This window comes from Gilliamella sp. B2889, from assembly GCF_026536885.1.
Lineage (GTDB): Bacteria > Pseudomonadota > Gammaproteobacteria > Enterobacterales > Orbaceae > Gilliamella > Gilliamella apicola_E.
The window spans coordinates 414,112-439,711 of record NZ_JAFNNF010000001.1; the positions used below are offsets into that span (position 1 = coordinate 414,112).

Consider the following 25,600-nt stretch of genomic DNA (forward strand, 5'->3'; position numbering starts at 1 on the left):
CCATATTCATCACTGCAAAGTAAAAATTTTTATTTCGACTAATTTAATTATGTTAGAATGCTCACCTATTATTTTAATCTAAATGAATAAACTTTTAGATTCTCGATAAATACCTCAATAAATTTTAAATTACTATGAATATGTCATCCCCTACTATTGGATTTGTGAGCCTTGGTTGTCCTAAAAATTTAGTTGACTCTGAGCGAATTTTAACTGAACTACGTACTCAAGGTTATCAAGTAGTGCCAAGTTACGACAATGCTGATTTGGTTATTGTTAATACTTGTGGCTTTATTGATAGTGCTGTACAAGAATCATTAGAGGCCATCGGTGAAGCCCTTAATGAAAATGGTAAAGTTATTGTGACAGGTTGTCTTGGTGCGAAAGAAGATCAGATACGTAATGTTCATCCTAAAGTCTTAGAAATATCAGGACCTCATAGTTACGAAGCTGTACTTGAACATGTTAATAAATATGCGCCAAAACCTAGCTACAATCCATTTACAAGCCTTGTACCAGAGCAAGGAGTAAAATTAACGCCTAAACATTATGCTTATTTAAAAATTTCTGAAGGTTGTAACCATAGCTGTACATTTTGTATTATTCCATCATTACGTGGGGAGATGGTTAGTCGTCCAATCGGTAATGTTCTTGATGAGGCAAAACGTTTAGTCGATAGTGGCGTAAAAGAGCTTTTAGTTATCGCACAAGATACCTCTGCTTACGGTATCGATGTCAAAAATCGTACAAACTTTTGGAATGGTATGCCATTAAAAACTGATATTCATACCCTTTGCGAGCAATTATCTACTCTTGGTATTTGGGTGCGTCTACATTATATGTACCCTTATCCAAGTGTCGACAATTTGATTCCATTAATGGCTGAAGGAAAAATATTACCTTATCTAGATGTCCCTTTACAACATGCTAGCCCTACCGTTTTAAAATCAATGAAACGCCCAGGCACAATTGAAAGAACCTTAGAGCGAATTCATCATTGGCGTGAGATTTGCCCTGAAATTACCTTACGTTCAACGTTTATTGTTGGCTACCCTGGTGAAACTGAGAAAGATTTCGAACTATTACTCGACTTTTTATCTCAAGCGCAATTAGACCGTGTTGGTTGTTTCCCTTATAGCCCAGTGGAAGGTGCTGCTGCAAATCAATTAGCTGATCAAATACCAGAAGAAATAAAGCAAGAACGCTTCCACCGTTTTATGCAATTACAACAATCGATTTCAACACAGAAACTTCAAAATAAAATAGGTAAAACATTATCTGTATTGATTGATGAAGTTGATGAAGAAGGTGCTATTGGGCGAAGCATGGCCGATGCGCCAGAAATAGATGGTGTTGTCTATCTAAATGAAGAAAAAGATGTTAAAGTCGGCGATATTGTTCAAGTAAATATTGAACATTCAGATGAATATGATTTATGGGGTACTGTAAAACAGTAAATAAATCCAATGAAGCAACATTATCGACACGAAATAAAAAACTTAGTTACGTTGGCAATCCCTGTCATGATTGCACAGATATCTCAAACCGCGATCACGTTTGTTGATACCATTATGGCAGGTAACTACAGCAAAACAGCACTATCGGGTGTAGCCATAGCTGTATCAATTTGGTTGCCTACTATTTTATTTGGACAAGGCTTATTAACGGTATTAACACCGATAATTTCCAATTTAAATGGTGCGGCTAAACGTGAACAAGTTGCTGATCAGACTCGTCAAGGTGTTGTGATTGCTTTAATCTTATCCATAATCATGATGCTAGTTTTGTACAATTCGGACAAAATAATTAGTTTTAGAAGCTCAGCTGACCATCCAATCGATCCAGAAATGGTTGATGTAGCGGTATCATTTTTACGCTCAATCATGTGGGGCGTACCTGCTTTCTTGCTATTTTTAGTTTATCGTAATCAATGTGAAGGTTTATCTAACACAAAGCCTGCTATGGTGATTATATTTATTGCATTACTTGCTAATATCCCCATTAATTATGTTTTAATTTACGGTAAATTAGGATTGCCAGCATTTGGTGGTGTAGGTTGTGGTATTACCGCAGCAATAATCTTTTGGTTAATGTTTGCTTTAATTCGTATCTATACCTTAACGACAACTACTCAACGGGATATTGGTAAAACACCACTAACAAAACTCATTGATTTTGCTATCATCAAAAAAATAGTTGTATTAGGAACTCCCCTTGCTTTAGCCTATTTTTTTGAAATGAGTTTGTTCGCGGTAGTTGCATTACTTATTGCACCACTTGGTCAAATAACTGTTGCTGCACATCAAATTATCTTCACCATTAGCAGTTTAACGTTTGCAATACCTTTATCTTTAGGGGTAGCAACTAGTATTAGAGTTGGTTACCTATTAGGTAAAAACAAACCCATATTGGCCAAACAAACAGCTTATGTAAGTTTAGCCATATCATTCATGATAGCCGTAGTGGTAGCATTAATTCTGGTGATATTCAGATCACCTATTATTAACATATTCACCCATGAGATTGATGTTATCACTATTTGCCTACAACTTATTATTCTACTCGCTATCTATCAAGTATCTGATTACTTGCAAGTTGTAGCAAGCAATGTATTACGTGGTTATAAAGATACTAAAAGTATATTTTTTATTACGCTTATCTCTTATTGGGTGGTAGGGTTACCAATTGGATATATCTTAGGATTAACCGATCTTATCATACAGCCAATTGGTGCTGCCGGTTTTTGGATAGGAATTATTTTAGGACTAGCTGTAGCAGCGTTCTTACTTATCGGTAGAATGATCTACATTCAAAAACAACCGCAAGATATTATATTGAAAAGAGCTTCACAATAATAAAAATTTCTCGCCAAACTTATCAATAAACAGAGTAAGTTTGGCTATATTTTATCTAAAATTGTTAATATCTATACTTAATCTAACTTAATAAATATAAAAGTCATAAAAGAAACTAAATTATAAATTTATATTGCTTAAAATTTAATTACTTATATAATTTTGACCTCTTCAATGGATTGTTATTAATATAAATTTGTAATGTTAAAAAAAGAATTACTATCGCATGTTATTTGTATTTGTCTTTCAGTAGTATTGGTTTACTTATTAGGTTACCCGCTAAGATTTGATAGGATACTTCTTACTTATTTTTCTCTAATTTTTTTAGCTAGATTTACTTTTTTCCGTTTCTTATTCGGATTAACATTCGTCATAGCTGCACTTTATTTTCCAATAGGATTTTACTATGGATATCCCAACGTTGCTGTAGTCAGTGCCATATCAGAAACTGATATCGATGAAATGCAAGAATTCTGTTCGCAATTACCTCTCTATTTTTACTTAATACCATTCCTATTAGTAATTTTCTTTATTCTTTTTTTTAAAAAGTTTAGATTTCCTAAAATAAAAAATTATTATGTTATTGCACTAGCATTAATGATTTGTTTTTATAAACCGGTTAAAAGTGCCATCAAATATCAGCCAACTACTTTATCTTCGATAACAACTTTAATAATAGATAATTTCAAATATCCCGCATTTGAGTTTTGCTTCGATTTATATTCAAGTGCAAAAATATATCAGACTGAAAAGGCTGAACAACTTAGACAAATACAACAACCCAATACAATACCCATTGTTTCTGTCAATCCTAAACATAAAACCTATATTATTATCATTGGTGAAAGTGTTCGTAAAGATTACATGAGTGCTTATGGCTTTAAATATAATAATACTCCTTTCACCAATAAAAATGCCTCAGTGATTTGGGATGGATTAATTGCTCCTGCATCAAATACCCAATCCTCTATTCCACATTTAATTAGTCAGTCTAGCTATTTAGATGATAATGAAGTCAATGCTCAATTAAATAATAATATTATTGCTATTGCTAATGATGCTGGATTTGAAACCTATTGGCTATCTAATCAAGGAAAACTAGGTAGAATGGAAATAACTGTACCAAGAATTTCCGCTTATAGTAAAAATATCTTTTACACTAAAAAAGGTGAGTACAATGGTAAATCAACTCGTGGTAAATATGATACTTTACTACTACCAGAATTAGATTCCTTATTATCTAAAAAACAAGATAAACCAAAACTCATTGTTATGCATTTAATTGGTTCACATCCTCATTTTTGTAAAAGATTACAATTTGATATTCAGTTCGATCTCAATAATGAAAATATATCTTGTTATGTCAGTAGTATTAAAGAAACTGATGACTTGATAAAATCTACAATTGATATATTGAAAAAACACAATGAAGATTATTCTGTAGTCTACTTTGCCGATCATGGGCTTTCTCACGCTGAGAAATATCAAGATTTAAGGCATAATTGGGAATACCAAAATAGTTATCAAGTACCATTAATATTTTTTGATTCATCAGAAAAGAATCAAATTAAAATCAATAAACAAATTACCGGGTATCAATTCGTATATCTACTAAGTCATTGGATGGGGATTGACTTAAACGTTCACCATGATTATATGCAATATAATCTGATTGATATCCCCGAACAAAAAGATATTCAAATTAAAGATTGGAAAAATAAGTTATATCCATTTGATAATTTGAAGAAAGATCCTAATCCGTATTAAGTATTGATGTTTACTGATTAAGATCAATTCACCATCACTAAATTAATAGTGATGGTTTTTCAAAATTTGTTGAATCAAAAATAATAATTTTTGTCTACAAAATGGATAAATTCCTAGCTATTATTCAAAACAAATATCATCACCAATATTTATATCATGAAAAAAGGCAAAAAATATAAAATACAAATATAAAAAAACTTCGCTAAAGTTATTAGCGAAGTTTTATTTTGTTAATGAAACTATGATTTATTTCAATAGGCTTTTGGCTTGGTTTAAAACATTTTCAACCGTGAAACCAAACTTAGCAAATAGTTGTTCTGCTGGGCCTGATTCACCGAAGGTTGTCATACCAATGATTTTGCCGTTTAAACCGACATATTTAAACCAATAGTCACTAATACCAGCTTCGATAGCGATGCGAGCTGTTACTGAAGATGGTAATACTGATTCTCTATAAGCTTGATCTTGCTTATCAAATGCATCAGTTGATGGCATTGAAACAACTCTTACTTTTCTACCTGCTTCGGTTAATTTGTGATAAGCCTCAACAGCTAGCTCAACTTCTGAACCTGTTGCAATAAGGATAAGTTCTGGCGTACCGCTACAATCATTTAAGATATAACCACCACGGTAAACATTAGCTAGTTGCTCAGCTGTACGCTCTTGTTGTTTAAGATTTTGTCTTGAGAAGATAAGTGCAGTTGGACCATCTTTTCGTTCAACCGCATATTGCCAAGCAATGGCTGATTCAACTTGGTCACAAGGACGCCAAGTACTTACATTTGGTGTCACGCGTAAGCTTGCCATTTGTTCTACTGGTTGGTGTGTTGGGCCGTCTTCACCCAATCCAATTGAATCATGAGTATAAACGAATAAAGAGCGAATCTTCATTAATGCTGCCATACGTACTGCATTTCTAGCATATTCCATAAACATCAAGAAGGTTGCACCATAAGGAATAAAGCCACCATGTAAAGAAATACCATTCATAATTGCTGACATACCAAACTCACGCACACCATAATGAATATAGTTACCAGCAGGGTTGGCTAAAATTTCTTTAGAACCAGACCACATGGTTAAATTACTTGGCGCTAAGTCAGCAGAACCACCTAAGAATTCAGTTAATACTGGAGCAAATGCTTCAATTGCATTTTGTGACGCTTTACGAGTTGCAATTGTTGCTGGATTTGCTTGTAATTTATTAACAAAATCTTTGGCTGTTTGTTGCCAATTACTTGGTAAGTCGCCATTCATACGGCGTTTAAATTCTTTCGCTAAATCAGGATAAGCTTTAGCATAGGCATCAAAACGAGCATTCCATTCATCTTCGCGTTGTTTACCTTTAGCTTTTGCATCCCATGCATCATAATATTCTTTAGGAATTTCAAATGCAGGATGAGACCAACCTAATGCTTTACGTGTTGCTTCAATTTCAGCATCACCAAGAGGAGCCCCGTGACTTTCATGGCTACCGGCTTTATTAGGCGAACCAAAACCGATGACAGTTTTACACATTAATAATGATGGTTTATCAGTTACAGCTTGTGCTTGTTCGATAGCTTCAGCTAACGCTTTCGCATCATGTCCATCAATACCGCGAATCACATGCCATCCATAAGCTTCAAAACGTTTAGCAGTATCATCAGTAAACCAACCTTCAACTTCACCATCGATTGAAATACCATTATCATCGTAAAAAGCGATAAGTTTGCCTAATTTAAGGGTTCCCGCTAAAGAACAAACTTCATGAGAGATCCCTTCCATCATACAGCCATCACCCATAAATACATAAGTATTGTGGTCAACAATTGTATGGCCAGACTTATTAAATTGAGCAGCTAATGTTCTTTCAGCTATTGCCATACCCACTGCATTAGCAATACCTTGACCAAGTGGACCTGTTGTGGTTTCAACACCTGGAACATGACCAAATTCAGGGTGACCTGCTGTTTTAGCATTTAGTTGACGAAAGTTTTTTAAATCATCAAGCGTTACGTTATAACCAGTCAAATGTAACAAGCTATAGATTAACATTGACGCATGACCGTTGGATAACACAAATCGGTCACGATCTGCCCAATTTGGATTGGTTGGATTATGTTTTAAAAATCCACGCCAAAGTACTTCAGCCATATCAGCCATCCCCATTGGTGCACCTGGATGACCTGATTTTGCCTTTTGCACGCCATCCATACTTAATGCTCTTATCGCATTTGCTAATTCGCGGTGGGATAGTGTGGTTGCATTCATGATAATGATCTCCAAAAAATATTTAATAATTCATTGATAGTCTGCGATCAGCAGACAAATAAAACAGGTTTGTAACAAAATTAAAAAGGGGAACTATCTCCCCTTTTATTAATAATTAAAGCAGTGCTCCGATCATATCTTCTAGTTTACCTTGATCGACCGCAAAGGCTCGAATCCCTTCAGCTAATTTCTCAACTGCCATTGCATCACTATTATGTTGCCATCTAAACTCAGCTTCAGTCATTAACGATGGACGCTCTACAATTGTTTGGTTCGGATTCAATTTGCGTTCTACTGGCGCATTTGATTGTTGCATTTCCGCTAATAAATTTGGTGAAATGGTCAAACGATCACAACCCGCTAACGCTAATATTTGATCGACTTTACGGAAACTCGCTCCCATCACAATTGTTTTATAACCATGCTGTTTATAATAGTTATAAATATTACGAACAGATACTACGCCCGGATCTTGATCGGCAACATAAGGTTCTATTGGTTTCTTTGCTTGATACCAGTCATAAATACGTCCAACAAATGGTGAGATTAGAAATGCATTAACTTCTGCACAAGCTCGCGCTTGAGCAAAGGAAAATAATAAAGTTAAATTACAGTTAATACCTTCTTTCTCTAAAACTTCCGCTGCTTTAATTCCTTCCCAAGTTGAAGCGATTTTGATTAGAATTCGCGATTTATCAATGCCTTTTTGTTTATATAAATCGATAATTTTCCTAGCTTTTTCAATACATCCCTGTTTATCAAACGACAATCTAGCATCGACTTCGGTTGAAATTCGACCTGGAACTGTTTTTAGAATTTCGGCGCCTATATTCACCGCAACTTGATCACAAGCATTAACCAATTGCTGTTCTTTACTGCCACCTAATTTTTTAGCTGTATCAACAGCTGAATCAATTAAAGAACGATATTGAGGAAGTTGAGCTGCTTTTAACACAAGCGATGGATTCGTCGTTGCATCTTCTGGAGAAAACTGTTTAATCGAATCAATATCACCTGTATCGGCAACCACGACAGTTAATTTTTTAAATTCATCTAATTGGCTCATACTTCAAATTCCTCTACTACATGTTTTTTAAACATAATTATAATAACATTTATTAAGTAATAAAACGACAGGATAAAGTCGTTTCAGTTCAGGCTATTTTTATCAAAAATAGTATAAAAACAAAGCAAAATTAAAAGTTAGCAAGCTCAAGCAAGCTAAATGTAAGCGTAATTCAACAACTCGTTACTTTAAAACTCATCCTAATAAAAAACGTTCTACTTCTTCAGAAAATAGACCACTTTTAAATTATGATTTTCACCTTAGTTGAATCAATTTTTAGCAAATTCAACCCTTTTGCATCAATTGCCATAACATGAGCATTATTACTCTTTCTTACGGCGGGTAATCTATCATGGCATTATCGCATGCCATGAACTTTTAAGTAATGACCAGATCAATGCCAAAAATAGTGTTTCAATACGCTACTATGCTGTATCTAGCTTGGTTTACATCCGTACCAAATAATCAAGTTTTATATTTTCATCACACCAAAATGAACATGCGTTCATATTAATATCATTTGTTACTTTGAGGTATAAATAAATTCAATTTTGTGATGTAAGTCTCGAAAAAAGATATTGAATAAAAAATATATTGACCTTTTTATTTAAAAGATAACAAAAATAGGCAAAATAAGCGGTTAAATTTTTAAAAAAGTGACAGGGTTTAATCAAAGGTTAAAGATTAATACATTTGATACATTTAGTCTATTTAAGGCTGGTTAACCTGATTTAATTAAGATTGTTAAAAGAAGATAAATTACTGAACCCAAACATAATTGGGATAAACGACTAAATTACAACTAACACATGCCGAACACTGCTTACCAGCACAAGTTAATAAATTATTATTTACTAATTTAATGACTCCTTTATTTACCCAAAAATTAAGCATCGGTTCAACGGCGCTTTCAGGCAAACGAAAGTGACGAGCCACATCTAGCAAATTGGCTCGCCCCCGTAATTGAATATAATCTCGGATTGATGTTATAAGCATAAAAATTAAAGTCTATTATTCACAACAAGCCGATTTATTGTGTGAGCGTGGTTTAGGTAACTGATAATGATTAAAGCATGGCAGATTGCCAAGTTTACGCATAACAACAAAAGTCAGAATAATAAATACCCCTATACCAGTTAGCCAATATGGTGCAGATGTTGAATGGCCTAATAGACTAGATTGGTAATAAACCGTCGCACATAACCACCCAATAACAAATGTCCAAACTGCAACAAAGATCATCCATTTTAGCCCTGCCTCACGATAAATGGTGCCTAATGCTGCTGCACACGGTGTGTATAGTAGAATAAAAATGAGATAAGCGATGGCAGAAGTTGAAGTAATGAAAGAATTGCTTATTTTAGTTATCGTAATTGAATCAACAGATAATTCATCTTGTCGGCTATCTTGATTAACGAGCCCGAGTGGATCACCAATTGAGTTTGCTAAATCAATAAGATGAGCAGGAATTGTGGAAAAAGCTGACTTAATTCCACCATAAAATGAAAACTCTTCTTGCTCATGATGATCCATTGAATAGAGTGAATTTAAAGTTGCAACCACTGATTCTTTGGCAAAAATTCCGGTAAAAATACCCACGGTAGCTGGCCAATTTTGTTTATCAATCCCCATTGGTGTAAAAGCTGGCGTCACTTTTTGGCCAATAACAGATAGCATAGAGTCATTCGAATTTTCATGCCCAAACGAACCATCAACACCCCATGAGTTTAATATGCTAAGTACTGTCACCATCACTACAATTGCTTTACCTGCTCGTAAAACAAAGCTTTTTAGCCGTTGGCAAGTTATTCGCAACATACTGCGTAAAGTCGGAATACGATAGACCGGCATTTCCATAATAAATGGTGTTAATTCGCCTTGTAGCAAAGTATTTTTTAAGACAAAACCGGTCAGCATTGCCACAAAAATACCAAGTAAATACAACATAAAAACCACAACCGATGCATAATTAGGAAAGAATATCACAGCAAACAATGCATAAACTGGCAAACGTGCACTACAAGACATAAAAGGAATTAGACAAATAGATAAGAGACGATCACGTGGGCTGTCTAATGTTCTTGTCCCCATAATAGCTGGCACGCCACAACCAAATCCCATTAACATTGGTACAAAGGCTTTACCGGGTAGTCCGATACATCGCATAAAACGATCTACAATCATCGCAGCTCGAGCTAAATAACCTGAATCTTCCAAAAAAGATAAAACAAAAAACATCGCCGCAATAACTGGAATAAATGTTGATACAGTCGTGATCCCATTACCAAGCCCGTCAGCTAAAATAACCGTTAACCAAGTTGGGGCATGTAGCATATTTAAAAGGTAATTAAAGCCATCAACAAAAATCGTACTAAAAATACCTTCAAAAAAATCAACAAAAACCGAACCAAAATTAATCGCAACCAAAAACATGGCATACATTGCAAACAAAAAGAATGGAATCCCAGTAAAACGTCCTAAAGCTAATTTATCCAATTTTTCAGTAAGATTTAAGCTGACCTCACGAGGTTTATCGACCACCATTTTGCAAACCATATCAATCGTATCGTAACGTATAGAGGCTAAGGCTACATCAACTTGATAATCAAAATTAATCGATACCAAACGACGACAAGTCTCTAACTTCTCATTTTCAACTAAATCAAATGAGGGATCAGAACCATTAAGCAATGCTTCTATTAATTGCCACCGGTTAAATTGATGGATTTTGCTCGTCACGGGTAATTCATCCAAATAGCGATTAAAGATCACTTTTGAATCCCAATTTAAGGTATCTATTGTCGGTTTTGCTATTTTCAGATCTAGAGTGCTAATTTGTATCTGCTGGTAAAACTGTGTTAATCCCATTTTCTGCGTAGATGAAATAGCCACAACTGGGCAACCTAATAGTTTCGCAAGTTTAGCGATATTTAACTTTTCCCCCATCGCTGTAAGTGCATCAACCATATTAAGCACAATTATCATCGGCACTTGCATATCAATTAGCTGAAAAGTTAAATACAAGCTACGTTGTAAATTGGTTGCATCAATAACATTAACAATCAAACTGTCTTTGTCTGTTAACAAAAACTGACGAGTAATAAATTCATCTTGAGCGGTTGAATCTGACTCAATGGAATAAGTCCCAGGCAAATCAACAACATCATACTGTGTATTTTGATAATCAAATGAGCCTGACTTATGCTCAACCGTCACACCAGGCCAATTACCAACACGCTGCTTTGAGCCTGTTAACAAATTAAATAAGGTGGTTTTACCACAATTGGGATTACCAATTAACGCAATTTTCATGCAACTACCTCAACTTCGATGGCTGCTGCTTCACGTCGACGCAAACAGAGCAAAAAACCGCGAAGACTTATTTCAATCGGATCACCTAGTGGTGCAATTCGCAATACCTTTAATTTACATCCAGGCGTCATCCCCATAGCTAAAAGTTTGCGACGAAAAGGTAAAGAGTCAGGTAACAGACGTTTAACAACAGCCTCATGCCCTATAGAAAGGTGTTCAAGCGTAAATATCATACTTCCTATCAAATACGGTTGTATTTCAATAAATGGCGACATTTTAAAAGATAATCATTCGCATTTTTAGTGTTTAACTGCGAACAAATCGCAAAGAACATCTAAAATAAGTGAAAACAATTGAATTTATAGGCAAATTAGAAGATAACCCTGACAAAAGTTGATAATTCAAGGCTCAAAAACCCCGCTCCTCAACTTTTTTTTGCATTAGAAAAGCGCTTTTCTACAAATCTCTTCAAAATCGTTTTTAAGTTTTTATTAAGATGCATGATAGCCATTATAGGGTGATAAATCATCATTCTTGGACCAGAATAACGCATGACTTCTTTTATTCGCTGTTTGTAGTCTTTACGGTAACAATGTTTTAAACAGAGTTCGCAGGTAGTTTTAGACTCGCCAAATCGGCACATAGTCAATCGTTGCATAGCGTACTGTAATAGATCATTACACTCATCGCATAACTGTTTTTTTGAGGTGTGGTGTTTTTGGTGACAATAAAGATATATCATCACTTTTACTGTGTTTTTTTCCTGATTTATTTTGGGGCCAGTGTTATTTGCAACCATAATTAAATATATATCGGTCAAAAAGATGCTAGAATACTAAATTAATTAGTATGATCACAAGGATTTTGGTTAATGGCAAGAATTATCAACAAAGATACTACTGTTTGTATGTCACTTTCAGCTAGACCAAGTAATTTTGGTACTCGCTTTCATAATTATTTATATGAAAAATTGGATCTAAATTATATCTATAAAGCCTTCACCACCAATAATTTGAAAGATGCAATTTATGGCATTAAAGCATTATCTATTCGTGGTTGTGCAATTTCGATGCCTTATAAGCAAGCTTGTATAGAATTTATTGATGAATTAGATGTATCAGTACAATCCATTCAAGCAGTGAATACGATCGTTAATACCGACCACTATTTAAAAGCGTATAACACCGACTATATTGCTGTAGAAAAACTAATTAAGGCCAATCATATTAACAACAACACGCCATTTGTTTTAAAAGGCAGTGGAGGCATGGCTAATGCGGTAATTGGCGCTTTTTATGATGCTGGTTTTAAACATGGGATTGTATGTGCACGAAATCAGATTAAAGGCGAAGCTTTAGCTGAGCGTTACAATTATAAATGGGTTAAGGATGAATCAACCATTACGCCAGAACAAGCAAAATTAATTATTAATGTGACCCCTATTGGTATGCAAGGTGGCGTTGAAGCAGATCAACTAGCATTCAGTGAAGCCCTGATTAATCATGCCGATATTGTATTTGATGTGGTCGCCCTACCAATTGAAACACCACTAATTAATTATGCAAAAAAATTAAATAAAACTGTGATTACCGGTGCAGATGTTGTTGTGTTACAAGCTGTTGAACAATTTATTTTGTACACCGGTGTTACGCCTAGCGATGAACTCATCAATCAAGCTGCTGAGTTTGCCAGACAAGGTTAATCTCATTGATAACATAATTTGTAAAGCACACTCTAAAAAATCTCTTGATTCGGACGTTTATTCCTTAATGAAATACAGGTTAAAACGTCCAAACTTACCTAAAATCTGTTTAATAGAAAAACTCGAAGCCCCCCTTTTTTACTCCAAAAAAAGTTGAGGAGCGGGGTTTTTGATGTTTGCAAACCTTCTATAAAATATCATTAATTAAAAATAGGAAGAAAAATGCTTACTAAACGTTTTACCTACTCGATTGATATCAACCAAGTTTGGCATAGCGCTTCGCCCTCTTTTTTGCTGGTTAACAGCAGCAACTGATAGATTCGCAAATAATAGGGTCTTTTCTAATGGCCAATCATAACTAATACCGTAAGCAAAAGCACCCTGAAAAATATCACTTTCGGTCATCTTATCAATAGATTGGTTTTTAAAACCGGGAATAATGATGACGTCTTGACGAGCAAGATATGCACTCCCCTTTTCGCCCATGCGGATGATGACTTTACCGCTAGTTAAACTACGCAATTTTTTAAATGCGTCTTTAATTGTTTTCTTATCACTAAAGGATTTTATTTTTAAAAATGCACACGCAAATTGTTCAGTTACAATGACATAATCTGCATGTTGAGCTAGGTACAGACTCGAATCAGACAGACTATCTATACTCATAATAACTTTCGTTTTAGGTAAATTCTTGATGATATATTCACTTAATTCGGCTTCATATCCATCCACTAAAATAACAATATTGTAGCCACGAATGGTTTGCATAAAGTGATTGAGTTTATTTTTTTCATCATCAGTTAATTTTGGTGGCGTGGTTAATCGGTGCGATATAATGGTTTGCATTCCGGTTTGTTCATCAATGGTGATTGCTTCTAATGGGGTGATCATTTTTTCTGAAAAAATAAATTGCTCAGTATTGACGCCTGCATCAGTAAGTTCAGAAACAATCTGATTGCCATAAGAATCATTATTTAAATGACTAATGTGATAAATAGCTTCGCCCCAAAGTGCGAGCAAATAAGCCGTATTAGCACAAGAACCACCTCCACAACGGACTATATTATCTGGCGGGATAACACCGTTTTTTTCTAAATTAGGTGAAGTAAAACAAACTAGATCTAAACAAGCAAAACCTACGGTAAGAATTGTCATCATTTAGCCTCAATAAATGGATTAATTTAAAAAAACTAAAAATTGAAAATTTTTGACTTAACTTTGTTCGACTTGATTTAAATAATTATGCCAGCGTTCAAACTGCTAGAGAGAAAATGAAAAGCAATAAGGGAATCTACTTATTGCTTTTAGAAAAACGATGCCTCAAAAAGGCTTTATCATATAAAACTATAATATATTATTATAGAACAACCCGTTTAAGGATTCATTTTATGCTAAGTGAATTTTTTAAGTTTAGTAAGCATAAAACTTGAATTTTGTGACATTAGTCTCAAATATAGTCCTTTTATCACTAAATATCAAATTCAAATGTACATAAAATCATCAGCAAAGATGGTTTAGGTTTATCACTGATGATGAATGCTTTCTCTTTAAATAATGATTTATCTTAAAAAACAGCAATTTTACATGGTCTGCTTTAATTTGTTGTAGACCTCTAAAAGTTTTTGATGCATCACAAATTGATCCATTGGATGATTATGCTCATTGCTAATCAAATCAGCGAGACCAAAAAACTGTTTTTTGCCTGTTGCATATTGCCACATTTCGTCAACGCAAGTTTTTCCATACATTTTATTGAATGCATTTTGGTAATCACTAAATTGGTTTTCGCCTCGTTCGATAATAAAATTCACTAAGGTTTGCAAACAACGATAAGCATGGTTACGTTCAGACGTAAAGATGGATTCGTTCATTTCAACCGTCCAATCGATCCACAATTTTGCTTGTGGTAAATCACCAGCGGCTAATGCTAGCATAGCTTTTAATTCACCAATTCGTAAAGTCAGCCATGCATTATCTTTCCCCGTTGCAATGCCAAGCAGTTCACGTACACGAGCAAAATCATCTAAACCTTCATCATCGAACTGTTCAATAATTGCCAGCAACTCTTTTGCTGTTCGCTTTTGATGAGGAAGCGATAAGATCAATTCGCGTAAATGGATCGCCATATTATTGTTTGCGATCAATAGATCTTCAGGCGGATAGATTTCTGACATGCCGACAGCTAAAATACGGCAAGCATAAACCCCAAGATGTTGGTAATCCATGATCAGGACTTCAATTTGATGACGATTAAAAATTGCCATTAAATTGGCAAATTCTTGCTCTGTCGATCCTGAAAAATCCCAATCTACAAATTCATAATCCGATTTTTCATTAAACAGATCCCACGAGATTAAGCCACTTGAATCAATAAAATGCGTTTCTAAGTTGCTTAAATCGGCAACATCATCATTATCAAAACTTGGTGGTGAAAACACATCCAAATCTTTAAGACTTCGGCCTTGTAAGAGTTCGGTAACTGTTCGTTCAAGAGCCACACCAAAATTAGGGTGTGCACCGAAAGAGGCATAACAAGTACCATTTTGAGGATTAAATAAAACAACACAAATAACGGGGAATTCGCCACCTAATGAGCCATCAAAGCAGTAAATCGGGAAGCCTTCGTTTTCTAGAGCGTCGATTGCAGCTAATACTGCTGGATAACGATTGAGTACTTCGACAGGTATGGTTGGCAAACTGATTGCCTCAGTAATAATTCTATTTTTAGTGTAACGTTCGAATATTTCTGACAGACCTTGTACTCGTGCTTCGTTTGGAGTATTGCCTGCTGACATTCCATTAGAAGCATATAAATTAGCTATTAAGTTAACCGGTACATAGATGGTTTGACCATCGGATTGTTGTACAAACGGTAAAGCACAAATCCCACGTTCACCATTACTTGACTGTAAATCAATTAAATCAGTAGCAGTTAATTCATGATCCGGATCATAAAACTTGAGTAATTTTGGCGATAATAATCCTTTAGGTAAGCTATTATCTTTCGGTATCGTAAACCATTTTTCAGTTGGATAATGAACAAATTCACTATTGGCAGCTTTTTCACCTAAATAAAAATCAGAAAAAAAGTAATTGGTTGAAAGCCTTTCAAAATACTCACCAAGAGCAGAAGCTAATGCCGCTTTTTTGCTGGCGCCTTTACCGTTGGCAAAACAGAGTGGACATTTAGTATTTTGAATATGTACCGACCATACATTAGGTACAGGATTAAGCCAAGATGCTTCTTTAACAACTAAGTCAAATTTTTCCAATTGTTGCTGAAAATAGTTAATCGAATCTTCAAGTGCTGCATCTTTACCGGGGATAAATGTTTTCATTAAAAAACCTTTTTAATATAGCTTGAATAATTTATTTGTCATTAAGTTCACTTAATGGCCATCTTGGTTTAACTTCTATTGCCAGATCAGCAAATTGTGAGGATTTAAGATGGATCATACCTGCATAAGCAATCATCGCACCATTATCTGTACAAAATTCTAATCTCGGATAATATACCTGCCCTTTTCGCTCAGCCATTAGTTGAGCTAATTTACGGCGTAACGTTTTATTGGCGCTAACACCACCAGCGATAACTAAACGATTAAAACCAGTGAGATCTAAAGCTCGACGTGATTTAATTAACAACGTATCGACTAATGCATCTTCAAATGCTCTAGCAATATCCGCTTTGCTTTGCTCGTCAAGGTCTTGCCCTTGTTGATGAATAGTATTTGCTGCAGCCGTTTTTAGACCGGAAAAACTAAAATCTAAACCCGGTCTATCTGTCATCGGTCTTGGGAAATGAAAACGTGACGCATCACCTTGCTCAGCAAGTTTAGATAATTTAGCGCCACCAGGATAATCTAATCCTAATAATTTTGCTGTTTTGTCGAACGCTTCACCTGCGGCATCATCAATCGATTCGCCAAGTAACTCATATTCGCCAACACCAGTAACTTTAATTAATTGAGTATGACCACCGGAAACGAGCAAAGCAACAAAAGGAAACTCGGGTGGGTTATCTTCTAACATCGGCGCGAGTAAATGGCCTTCCATATGGTGCACCGCAACCGCAGGCACATTCCAAGCATAAGCAAGCGAGCGACCGATAGATGCACCAACCATTAATGCACCAATTAACCCAGGCCCAGCGGTATAAGCCACGCCGTCAATATCACTGGGTTTTAAATTTGCTTCTTTCAATGCAGCTTGAATGAGCGGTACCGTCTTACGAATATGATCGCGCGAAGCGAGCTCAGGTACGACACCACCGTAATCAGCATGTAATTTAATTTGTGAATAGAGTTGATTGGCGATAAGACCTTGTTTGTCGTCATAAATCGCAATCCCCGTCTCATCGCACGAGGTTTCAATGCCTAAAATCTTCATTAATGTTTACTCATCAGATCAGAAATTTCGTCTTCACTCCAAAGATCTTGTTCAGAAAGTTCTTTATCAGCGATGCGATGCTCTTCTGCGGCCCATTCACCTAAATCAATCAATTGGCAACGTTTACTACAAAACGGACGATATGGACTTTTTTCAGACCATTCAACATCTTTCTGGCAGGTAGGGCATTTTACAATGGTATTTTTATTCATTTAAACACTCTTAAATTCTATTTGACTAACAACATGCAAGTTCAAATTCGATTGCATCACTATTGTTATTATCACCAGCATAAAGGGGTAAAAAACGAATACTATAACGAGACATGTGACCGGATACTTGAGGATAAACATTTTTATCCAAAGCAACGCGAATTCGAATTAAACTCACATCACCATTGGTTTCTTGGAAGAAATTGTTGGTACAAGTGAAAAGACTAAATTCGCCTAATTGTCGAATAAATTGTAAACAAGCTTTCAAAGGCTCATCAAGCACCGCAATATGTTTTAACCACTCATCAACTTGTGAATTGCGTTTTTCTTGTGTTTGATTTAACCATAAATGAAATGATGGTAAATCAAAACTACAACATCCACCTGGGATCATCAAACGCTGACGAATTGCCGTAATAAAACGGTCATCTTTCAAAGCTTGTCCTAAGCGTAAACTCGAATTAAACTTTGTTAAAAAAAGATCATATTTTTTTAGCATATCGCCAAGTAACTCTTTATCTACACCATCAAGTTCAATCCAAGATAGTATTTTCTGTTTTTGAGCTTCGATCTCTTTAATTAAATCGCCTTTAACATCATTACGCTCAACGATTTCTAATAATTCTGATAATGCATGAAAAAACAATAATGCATTATTTTGTGTGAAATGGCGATGTAAATGTAATTGTTTAAGTAAAAACTCAATCCGTAACCAAGTACGCATTCTTTCATTTAATGGATGTTCGAAAATTATGTTATTCATAGCTATTCTTAACTTTTAAGTTATGTAGATATTGCTTATGCAAGTTATCTACTTGAATTTTCAGTGACTCTAAATCACCATCATTCACAATAATATCATCGGCAAAGGCTAAACGATCGGTCAAACAAACCTGTGTTGCAATCATTTTTTTTGCCAATGACTCACTAATTCTATCTCGATTAATCAGGCGTTCTAATTGTAACGCTTCTGGAATATCAATCATCAAAACGCGATCAGCCAACTGGTGTAAATTGTTCTCAATTAATAAAGGCACCACCCATATCACATAAGGTTTGGTTTGCTGAGCAAACTGTTTTTGCGTCTCTTGTGCAATAATCGGGTGCAATAAATTATTTAACCATAACCGTTCATGATCATTGTTAAAAATGATCTCTCTTAATTGGCTACGGTCTAATTCACCATTTTCTAACAAGATTTCTTGGCTAAAATGTTGAGTAATTTGCTCCAAAGCAGGCGTACCTACTTCAACCACTTGGCGAGCAATAATGTCAGCATCAATAATTGGAACGCCTAATTGAGCAAATAGATGGGCTATGGTACTTTTACCACTTGCAATGCCTCCACTAAGGGCAACAATATAAGACATAAATCAAATTCCAATTAAAATGACTATATTAAGGGATTATATCATACAACTGGGCAACAGAATATATAGCATCTATACCTAAAATAAATTTAATAATTGCCCGCAAAAGGTCCCACATAAAACATTTAAATCATCTCTGTCAGAATATCATCAATAACGCATTTTGATGAAAAAATGCCTCCATATTTTGTGATTTAGATCAAGAATAATACTTTTTGTGGATTTTTTAATGTCCAATATCAAAAAAATTAGATAAAACAGTTGTTTTGTTCGTATAGCTGTATATAATTACATGTATCTGTATATAAAAACAGGAATATACCATGAGACCATTAACTGAACGCCAGCAACAAATTTATGATTTAATTAAAGAAAACATCCAAACTACAGGTATGCCACCCACTCGAGCCGAAATTGCCCAAAAATTAGGATTTCGATCCGCCAATGCAGCTGAAGAACATTTAAAAGCATTAGCTAAAAAAGGGGCAATTGAGATGATTGCTGGATCATCTCGCGGAATTCGTTTATTACTTGAACAACCTGATGACGCATCCGACTTTGAAGGCATCCCTTTAATTGGTAAAGTAGCCGCTGGCTCACCAATTTTGGCACAAGAACATATCGAAAGCCATTATCAAATGTCACCAGCATTATTCAAACCACAAGCTGACTTTTTATTAAGAGTTCAAGGCATGTCAATGAAGGATATTGGTATTTTAGATGGTGATTTACTTGCCGTTCACAAAACTCAAGATGTAAAAAACGGCCAAGTGGTTGTTGCTCGCATTGATGATGAGGTCACCGTAAAACGATTATCGCAAAAAGGAAGACATGTAAAACTTCTAGCGGAAAATCCTGAATTTGCGCCAATCGATGTTGATTTAGAGCAACAAAATTTTGCCATTGAAGGTATCGCAGTTGGTATTATTCGTAATGGTTCATGGATGTAATCTTAAAGTTAGTATAAAATATCCAATAATTGTTGCTTAGGAGATAACAATATGTGGTTATTTTGGGTATATGAATTTTTAGGATTTGTTGGCGTTATATTATTAGTCTTCGCTTACTGTCGTATTCGTAAACAAGGGTTTTGGTCTTTTTTGTGGCACAATTTAAAATGGATTTCGATTGGTATTGCTTGTGTTTGGCTACTAATAGCACTCATTTGTCGAAATGATTTATACAGCGCTGCAAAATGTTATTTCCGTGGTGAAAGTATGCACGCTAACACCAAATACTCTATCTTTTGGAGTGAGTGTCAAATCGAAACATCTAATGGTAACTTTCTGCCAATTGACCGTACTCGAGCACTACCTGGTGCCAAAGATGGTGGTGATAGTCATGGTGACGGAGTACCTGCTGATGATTTAATCATCAATTAAATGGGTTGATTCTAAAAACAGGCAATGCAAAACGTTGCCTGTTTTTTATTTGGTAAAATTCTATTTGATTGACTTTATTTATACCACTTTTTCATTAACCCGCATGTAAGCTAAGCAATGTTTTTCGAGTTGTTTAAAGCCAAAAATCAGAACAAAACTCACACACAAATAGATCACCGCTGCAATCCCAAAGGCATGAAAAGGTTGATAGGTTTCAGCATAAATATCACGGGCTATCTTCATCACATCTTGAACCGTCACAGTAAAAGCTAATGCGGTTGAGTGCAACATAAAAATCACTTCATTGCTATAAGCAGGCAATGCAATTCGAAAAGCTCTTGGTAAAATAATATAGCGATACAATTGCCAGCGATTAAAACCAAGTGCGGTAGCGGCCTGAATTTCACCACTTGGTACATTACGAATCGCACCAGCAAAAACCTCAGTAGTGTACGCGCAAGTATTGAGTGTAAAAGCTAAAATAGTACAATTTAATCCACTTTGGAAAAAGTCACTTAAATACTTATGTTCGCTAACAAAACTCAATGTATATATGCCGGTATAGATAATCAATAACTGCACATAAAGTGGCGTACCACGAAAAACATAAGTAAACAAACAAATCGGCCATTTAATGAAGATATGGTTAGCATTTCGCCCCACCGCTAACACTAATGCTAAAATCCCACCTAATGACACAGACAAAATCAAGATCCAAAGCGTCATTGCCAGACCTGTAATATGGTAGCCATCCGACCATAATAGAGCTTTCCAGTAATCTTGAATGATTTCTAACATAATATGGCTCGATTATAATTTTGCTTTAGTGATTCCGGCGGAATAATGTTTCTCAAGCCACCATAAAACAACATTAGATATAGAAGTAAAAAATAGATAAAACGCTCCGGCTAGTAAGGCAAAAAATAGCGGTTGATAGGTTGCCTCGCCAGCGGTTTTGGTTGCTTTTACTAGATCGAACAATCCTAATAATGATACAAGTGCCGTGGCTTTTAAAATGACTAACCAATTATTAGCAACTCCGGGAAGAGCATAACGCATCATCAAAGGAAATCGTACATAGATAAAAACTTGACGCTTATTTAAGCCTAATGCAGTAGCAGCATCAATTAATGTTTTGGGAACCGATTGAAAAGCACCGCGGAAGGTTTCGGTAAAATAAGCACCGTAGATAAATCCTAAGGTTATAATACCTGCCACAAAAGGATTGATTTCGATCATATCAGCTTCAAAAAAATCAGTAATGCTGTTTAACAAAAATTGCAAACCGAAAAAGATCAGCATCATCAAAACTAAATCAGGCACACCGCGAATTAATGAGGTATAAGCCTGACAAAGTAGTTGCAAAATCGGCTTTTGGGATAATTTGCCAAGAGCACAAACTACCCCAATCATTACGGCAAGAATTAGCGAACAAATCGCTAATTCAATTGTAATTAGTGCCCCTTGTAATATTAATGAGCTATAACCTTGCATAACCTATTTTTTATAAACGCTAAAATCAAAATATTTATCATTAATTTTTTTATAGGTGCCGTCATTTAAAATTTCGATAAGGGCTTTATTAAATGCTTCACGTAGCTCATCATCCTTTTTACGGAATCCTAGCCCAACACCAACATCAAAATAGCCTTTATCACTAAGCACATCACCAGCGAACGCAAAGTCTTTACCTTGAGGCTGTTTTAAAAAGGCGTAGCTACCAGTAACCTCATCTTGCAATGCCGCATCTAAACGCCCCGCTGCTAAATCCGAAAATACTTGTAACTGATTTTGATATGGCACAATCACTACACCATTTGGGCGCCACTTATCATTAGCAAAATGCTCTTGAGAAGTCCCCTGCTCAACGCCAACTCGCTTACCTTTTAATGACTCAATGGTTGGTAACAAATCAGAGCCTTTTTTTGCGATTAAGCGAGAATTAGTAATAAAAATTTCGTCGGAAAAAGCTATCTGTTTTTTACGTTTTTCCGTCATCATCAATGAAGAGGATATCATGTCGATTTTGCGTGACAATAAAGAGGGAATTAACGCATCAAAATCAGTAGTTTGAAACTCACATTTGATCTTGGCTTTTTCACAAAGTGCTTTGGTGATTTCGATATTAAAGCCACTGATTTCACCATTTTTATCAATAAAATCAAACGGTGCGTAGGATGTATCCGACCCAATTTTAATCGATTCAGGCACTTTGGCTTGAATTGTCCAAGCACAACTTAACAACATCGCTACCGAGGCAATTTTAAATAGACGCTTCATGATTTAATCCTATAAAATTTTTGAACGCATAATATAGCGTGTTATTAAATGAATTAATAATAAAAAAAAATTATCAACATGAGGGTGAAAATTGAGTAAAAGTTATAATTAACATTGTTAAAAGGCGAATTTTTAGGCCTCAAAAGCCCCGTTCCTCAACTTTTTTTGGCTTAAAAAGTATGCCATTCAATACTTTTAAGTCTGATTTGATATTAATAAATTTACTTTCGCTAATTATATAGTATGCTTTGCATTATGATGTTAACTCATTTCAAACACTAAATAACGTGCATTCTTTTATCTTATCTTTGCGTAAAGTTTTTTATAGCAGTAATTTGCTATTTAGTATTCGTATGCTGGTTAGTTTAACTGGCTCTACGCTCGTGCCTTGGTATTTTGGTTCAGTTTCGTTGGTGATTCCACTCACTTTAGGCGTGGTTGCCGCAGGCCTGACAGAGATTGATACCCGGTTGCTCAGTCGCTGTATTAATATTTTACTTACGTTAGTTTGTTTTGCGATTGCAACGTTTTCGGTCGAGTTGTTGTTTAATTTTCCTTTGTTATTTATTGTTGGATTAGTTAGCTCGACGTTTATGTTTATTATGCTTGGTACGCTTGGACAACGATATGGCGTGATTGCTTTTGGTTCGTTATTGATTGCTGCGTATACCATGCTGGGCCACAATCTGTTTGATGATAACTATACTCTGCCTTGCTTTCTACTATTGGGTGCACTTTGGTATAACATTGTTTCATTAATTGAATCTATAGTACAACCGATTCGTACAACTCAACAGACATTAGCAAATTGCTTCTTGAAATTATCACTTTATCTTGATGCCAAAGCAGCGATGTTTGATCCTGATGAAACTGATGGCTTTAGACGACAAACGCTTGAATTAACAGAATGCAACACTCAAGTGATTAATGCGTTTAATGATACCAAGCGTTCGCTATTTAATCGTTTAAAAGGCTTTCGTGGACAATCTTATATTAGAAAGATGCTTAGTTATTATTTTGTTGCTCAAGATATTCACGAACGAGCAAGTTCGTCTCATGGTGATTATCAAGCGCTCAGTGAACACTTTAAGCATAGCGATCTGTTATTTCGTTTTGCAAGAATTTTGAATTTACAAGCTAAGGCTTGTGCCAAATTAGCGGTATCGATTAAATTAAATCAAACTTATCACCATGATCCGCTGTTTGCTCGTTATTTTGCTTATTTAGAAGAGGCAATCATACAATATCAACAGCATCCTAATGCCAATATGTTATTTATTAAATCGTTGCAAAATCTCTATCAAAATTTGCAAGCCATCGATTTATTATTGGCCAATATTGATACCGAGCAACACTTATCTAAAATACAAGAAGATAATCAGTTGATTGATGAGGAACTAACTCGCTTTCATGATATATTTTCACGAATTAAGCAAAATTTAACTTTGAAATCATCATTATTTCGTCATGCTATTCGTATGAGTCTAGTGCTTTTTGTGGGTTATATGGTGATTTTCTTCTCTCATCTTTCACATGGCTATTGGATTATTTTAACCAGTTTATTTGTTTGCCAACCTAACTATTCCACCACTAAATACCGCTTAAAATTGCGAGTAATCGGGACAATTTTAGGGATCATCATCGGGATTCCGTTAACCTATTTATTTCCAAGTATTGAAGCACAATTAGTGTTGATTATTTTGACCGGCTGGTTATTTTTTCTATTTAAGAATTCGCAATATGCCTATGCGACTGCTTTCATTACTTTATTAGTATTTTTTAGTTTTAGCTTGATCGGTGAAAGTAGTATTTCGGTGGCAATATCACGTATTATAGCAACGTTAATTGGATGCTTTATTGCATGGTTTGCGGTCAGTTTTATCTGGCCTGATTGGAAGTTTAGAAACTTACCTAAATTACTTGATCGGGTCTGCCATGATGATAGTCACTATTTGGCGCTAATTGGTAGTCAATACGTATCAGGTAAAACTAATGATCCTAAATACCGTGTTGCACGGCGAGCTGCACATGATAGTAACGCCGATTTATCTTCACTTATCAGCTTAATGACCAAAGAGCCTCATGTAAAACCCGATCTGATTGAGCAAGGTTTCCGATTATTAACACTTAATCATACATTTATCAGTTACTTGTCAACCTTAGGGGCGCATCGTGATAAAAACATCTCGCCCCACACGCTTGAACTATTTGATGATGTTTCGCTTTATATTATTACCATTTTGAGCAATAAGAAGATCGACTCTGAATATCTTCCTTTAAAGAAAATGGTGGATGATCATCTTGAGATTGTGTCCGATGATGATAAAGATAATGATTTGCTGGTCATGCAACAGTTAGCTTTGATTTTGGATATTCTTCCGGAAATCATCGATTTAATTACCTCAATTGAAGAAAAAACTAATTGATCACCATGCTTATTAATTTAACTTCGTTATTGAATAAATGGGTTTTGTTCACCAATGTAGACTAAGGGTTGTTCGAAGTTGTTAACTTTATCTGCATCAATTTCAAAACCATATAAATAATCTGATTCGAAATATGGACCTTGGTTTTGATTCGGTTTAATCACCGCTGATATTTTGAGATCTTTAATATCAAATGATACTGATTGCTTAGTGGCTTTGTCATAAATAAATATTGACGAATTTGGTAAACCTATTTTGCCAAGAAAAATGTCGTGGTATCTGCCGTCAATTGAATAATAGGGTTTTGAATATTGTGCATTGACAGGATCTGAGTGAGTTCGTTCTTCATCTGGTATCAAAAAGAAAGCCTCAATTGATTTATCGCCATGAGCAAGTAAATCATCTGTCACAGAAACGAATGCAAATCGCTTTTTATCTTCTATATAATCAATAAACGTTAGTTGATGAAGATTTACTTTTTCAGTTGATGGTGAATGATTCACTGTTTTTGGATGCACTGATGTTTGAGAATAAGCACCAAAGCTTATTAAAGAAATAATAGATACAATTAGTATTTTTTTCATTG

General features: G+C 35.2%; 23 protein-coding genes. 7 read left to right on the forward strand and 16 right to left on the reverse strand.

Going from position 1 to position 25,600, the window contains the following annotated elements; genetic code table 11:
• Nucleotides 1-140: 140 nt before the first annotated feature.
• The 3 genes from rimO to J3U09_RS01960 all read left to right on the forward strand — a co-directional run bounded on the left by rimO (nucleotide 141) and on the right by J3U09_RS01960 (nucleotide 4,622).
• Nucleotides 141-1,457 (forward strand): 30S ribosomal protein S12 methylthiotransferase RimO, encoded by a 1,317-nt coding sequence (gene rimO / locus J3U09_RS01950; protein WP_065561714.1) that lies wholly within the window; start codon nucleotides 141-143, stop codon nucleotides 1,455-1,457.
• 9 nt (nucleotides 1,458-1,466) lie between these two features.
• Nucleotides 1,467-2,855 (forward strand): MATE family efflux transporter, encoded by a 1,389-nt coding sequence (locus J3U09_RS01955; protein ID WP_267356905.1) that lies wholly within the window; start codon nucleotides 1,467-1,469, stop codon nucleotides 2,853-2,855.
• A 597-nt stretch (nucleotides 2,856-3,452) separates the two neighbouring features.
• Nucleotides 3,453-4,622, forward strand: a complete 1,170-nt coding sequence (locus J3U09_RS01960; RefSeq protein WP_267356907.1) for a phosphoethanolamine transferase — start codon at nucleotides 3,453-3,455, stop codon at nucleotides 4,620-4,622.
• Nucleotides 4,623-4,868: 246 nt separating this feature from the next.
• Here the strand turns inward: J3U09_RS01960 and tkt are convergent, their stop codons facing one another.
• The 6 genes from tkt to J3U09_RS01990 all read right to left on the reverse strand — a co-directional run bounded on the left by tkt (nucleotide 4,869) and on the right by J3U09_RS01990 (nucleotide 12,073).
• The gene (gene tkt, locus J3U09_RS01965; protein ID WP_267331393.1) at nucleotides 4,869-6,875 is read right to left on the reverse strand and encodes a transketolase; all 2,007 of its coding nucleotides are present in this window, start codon (nucleotides 6,873-6,875) and stop codon (nucleotides 4,869-4,871) included.
• Nucleotides 6,876-6,990: 115 nt separating this feature from the next.
• Nucleotides 6,991-7,941, reverse strand: a complete 951-nt coding sequence (gene tal / locus J3U09_RS01970) for a transaldolase (protein ID WP_065561718.1) — start codon at nucleotides 7,939-7,941, stop codon at nucleotides 6,991-6,993.
• Nucleotides 7,942-8,700: 759 nt separating this feature from the next.
• Nucleotides 8,701-8,937 (reverse strand): FeoC-like transcriptional regulator, encoded by a 237-nt coding sequence (locus J3U09_RS01975; RefSeq protein ID WP_267337000.1) that lies wholly within the window; start codon nucleotides 8,935-8,937, stop codon nucleotides 8,701-8,703.
• 15 nt (nucleotides 8,938-8,952) lie between these two features.
• Nucleotides 8,953-11,253, reverse strand: coding sequence for a Fe(2+) transporter permease subunit FeoB (gene feoB, locus J3U09_RS01980; RefSeq protein ID WP_267356909.1), 2,301 nt, complete (start codon nucleotides 11,251-11,253; stop codon nucleotides 8,953-8,955).
• Entirely contained in the window at nucleotides 11,250-11,528 is a 279-nt protein-coding gene (locus J3U09_RS01985) for a FeoA family protein (RefSeq protein ID WP_218060022.1), read from the reverse strand. The genes feoB and J3U09_RS01985 overlap by 4 nt, the downstream gene beginning before the upstream one ends.
• A gap of 149 nt (nucleotides 11,529-11,677) precedes the next feature.
• A complete protein-coding gene (locus J3U09_RS01990; protein WP_267356911.1) occupies nucleotides 11,678-12,073 on the reverse strand; it encodes a nitrous oxide-stimulated promoter family protein in 396 nt (131 codons plus the stop codon).
• A 51-nt stretch (nucleotides 12,074-12,124) separates the two neighbouring features.
• On the opposite strand from J3U09_RS01990, the gene J3U09_RS01995 reads away from it, so the two are divergent.
• Complete coding sequence (locus J3U09_RS01995) at nucleotides 12,125-12,955, forward strand: shikimate 5-dehydrogenase (RefSeq protein WP_065561722.1); 831 nt, start codon at nucleotides 12,125-12,127, stop codon at nucleotides 12,953-12,955.
• A gap of 204 nt (nucleotides 12,956-13,159) precedes the next feature.
• On the opposite strand, the gene J3U09_RS02000 is transcribed toward J3U09_RS01995, so the two are convergent.
• The 6 genes from J3U09_RS02000 to coaE all read right to left on the reverse strand — a co-directional run bounded on the left by J3U09_RS02000 (nucleotide 13,160) and on the right by coaE (nucleotide 18,926).
• On the reverse strand, nucleotides 13,160-14,113 hold the full coding sequence (locus J3U09_RS02000) for a carbohydrate kinase family protein (protein ID WP_267356913.1): 954 nt from the start codon (nucleotides 14,111-14,113) through the stop codon (nucleotides 13,160-13,162).
• Nucleotides 14,114-14,535: 422 nt separating this feature from the next.
• Nucleotides 14,536-16,293 (reverse strand): 30S ribosomal protein S12 methylthiotransferase accessory factor YcaO, encoded by a 1,758-nt coding sequence (gene ycaO, locus J3U09_RS02005; RefSeq protein ID WP_065734515.1) that lies wholly within the window; start codon nucleotides 16,291-16,293, stop codon nucleotides 14,536-14,538.
• A 31-nt stretch (nucleotides 16,294-16,324) separates the two neighbouring features.
• Complete coding sequence (gene tsaD, locus J3U09_RS02010) at nucleotides 16,325-17,344, reverse strand: tRNA (adenosine(37)-N6)-threonylcarbamoyltransferase complex transferase subunit TsaD (RefSeq protein WP_065734516.1); 1,020 nt, start codon at nucleotides 17,342-17,344, stop codon at nucleotides 16,325-16,327.
• A complete protein-coding gene (yacG, locus tag J3U09_RS02015) occupies nucleotides 17,344-17,556 on the reverse strand; it encodes a DNA gyrase inhibitor YacG (protein WP_065561726.1) in 213 nt (70 codons plus the stop codon). Before yacG ends, tsaD begins: the two co-directional genes overlap by 1 nt.
• A 25-nt stretch (nucleotides 17,557-17,581) precedes the next feature.
• Nucleotides 17,582-18,319, reverse strand: coding sequence for a cell division protein ZapD (zapD, locus tag J3U09_RS02020; protein ID WP_267356915.1), 738 nt, complete (start codon nucleotides 18,317-18,319; stop codon nucleotides 17,582-17,584).
• Complete coding sequence (coaE, locus tag J3U09_RS02025) at nucleotides 18,312-18,926, reverse strand: dephospho-CoA kinase (RefSeq protein ID WP_220224859.1); 615 nt, start codon at nucleotides 18,924-18,926, stop codon at nucleotides 18,312-18,314. The genes zapD and coaE overlap by 8 nt, the downstream gene beginning before the upstream one ends.
• Before the next feature lie 323 nt (nucleotides 18,927-19,249).
• Between coaE and lexA the strand changes: the two genes are divergently transcribed.
• Both lexA and J3U09_RS02035 read left to right on the forward strand, forming a co-directional pair.
• Nucleotides 19,250-19,876, forward strand: a complete 627-nt coding sequence (lexA, locus tag J3U09_RS02030) for a transcriptional repressor LexA (protein WP_065734520.1) — start codon at nucleotides 19,250-19,252, stop codon at nucleotides 19,874-19,876.
• A gap of 51 nt (nucleotides 19,877-19,927) precedes the next feature.
• The gene (locus J3U09_RS02035) at nucleotides 19,928-20,308 is read left to right on the forward strand and encodes a hypothetical protein (RefSeq protein WP_065561730.1); all 381 of its coding nucleotides are present in this window, start codon (nucleotides 19,928-19,930) and stop codon (nucleotides 20,306-20,308) included.
• Between the two features lie 78 nt (nucleotides 20,309-20,386).
• Here J3U09_RS02035 and hisM read toward each other — a convergent pair whose 3' ends face one another.
• Genes hisM through J3U09_RS02050 form a run of 3 tightly spaced genes read right to left on the reverse strand, consistent with a single transcriptional unit; the run spans nucleotide 20,387 to nucleotide 22,588 of the window.
• A complete protein-coding gene (gene hisM / locus J3U09_RS02040; protein ID WP_267342768.1) occupies nucleotides 20,387-21,106 on the reverse strand; it encodes a histidine ABC transporter permease HisM in 720 nt (239 codons plus the stop codon).
• Between the two features lie 12 nt (nucleotides 21,107-21,118).
• Nucleotides 21,119-21,802, reverse strand: coding sequence for an ABC transporter permease (locus J3U09_RS02045; RefSeq protein ID WP_267356917.1), 684 nt, complete (start codon nucleotides 21,800-21,802; stop codon nucleotides 21,119-21,121).
• Nucleotides 21,803-21,805: 3 nt separating this feature from the next.
• Nucleotides 21,806-22,588 carry a lysine/arginine/ornithine ABC transporter substrate-binding protein gene (locus J3U09_RS02050; RefSeq protein WP_267356919.1) on the reverse strand — a complete coding sequence of 261 codons (783 nt, stop codon included), beginning with the start codon at nucleotides 22,586-22,588 and terminating at the stop codon, nucleotides 21,806-21,808.
• Nucleotides 22,589-22,923: 335 nt separating this feature from the next.
• On the opposite strand from J3U09_RS02050, the gene yccS reads away from it, so the two are divergent.
• On the forward strand, nucleotides 22,924-25,014 hold the full coding sequence (yccS, locus tag J3U09_RS02055) for a YccS family putative transporter (protein WP_267356921.1): 2,091 nt from the start codon (nucleotides 22,924-22,926) through the stop codon (nucleotides 25,012-25,014).
• 26 nt (nucleotides 25,015-25,040) lie between these two features.
• Here yccS and J3U09_RS02060 read toward each other — a convergent pair whose 3' ends face one another.
• Complete coding sequence (locus tag J3U09_RS02060; protein WP_267356923.1) at nucleotides 25,041-25,598, reverse strand: hypothetical protein; 558 nt, start codon at nucleotides 25,596-25,598, stop codon at nucleotides 25,041-25,043.
• Nucleotides 25,599-25,600 lie beyond the last annotated feature (2 nt).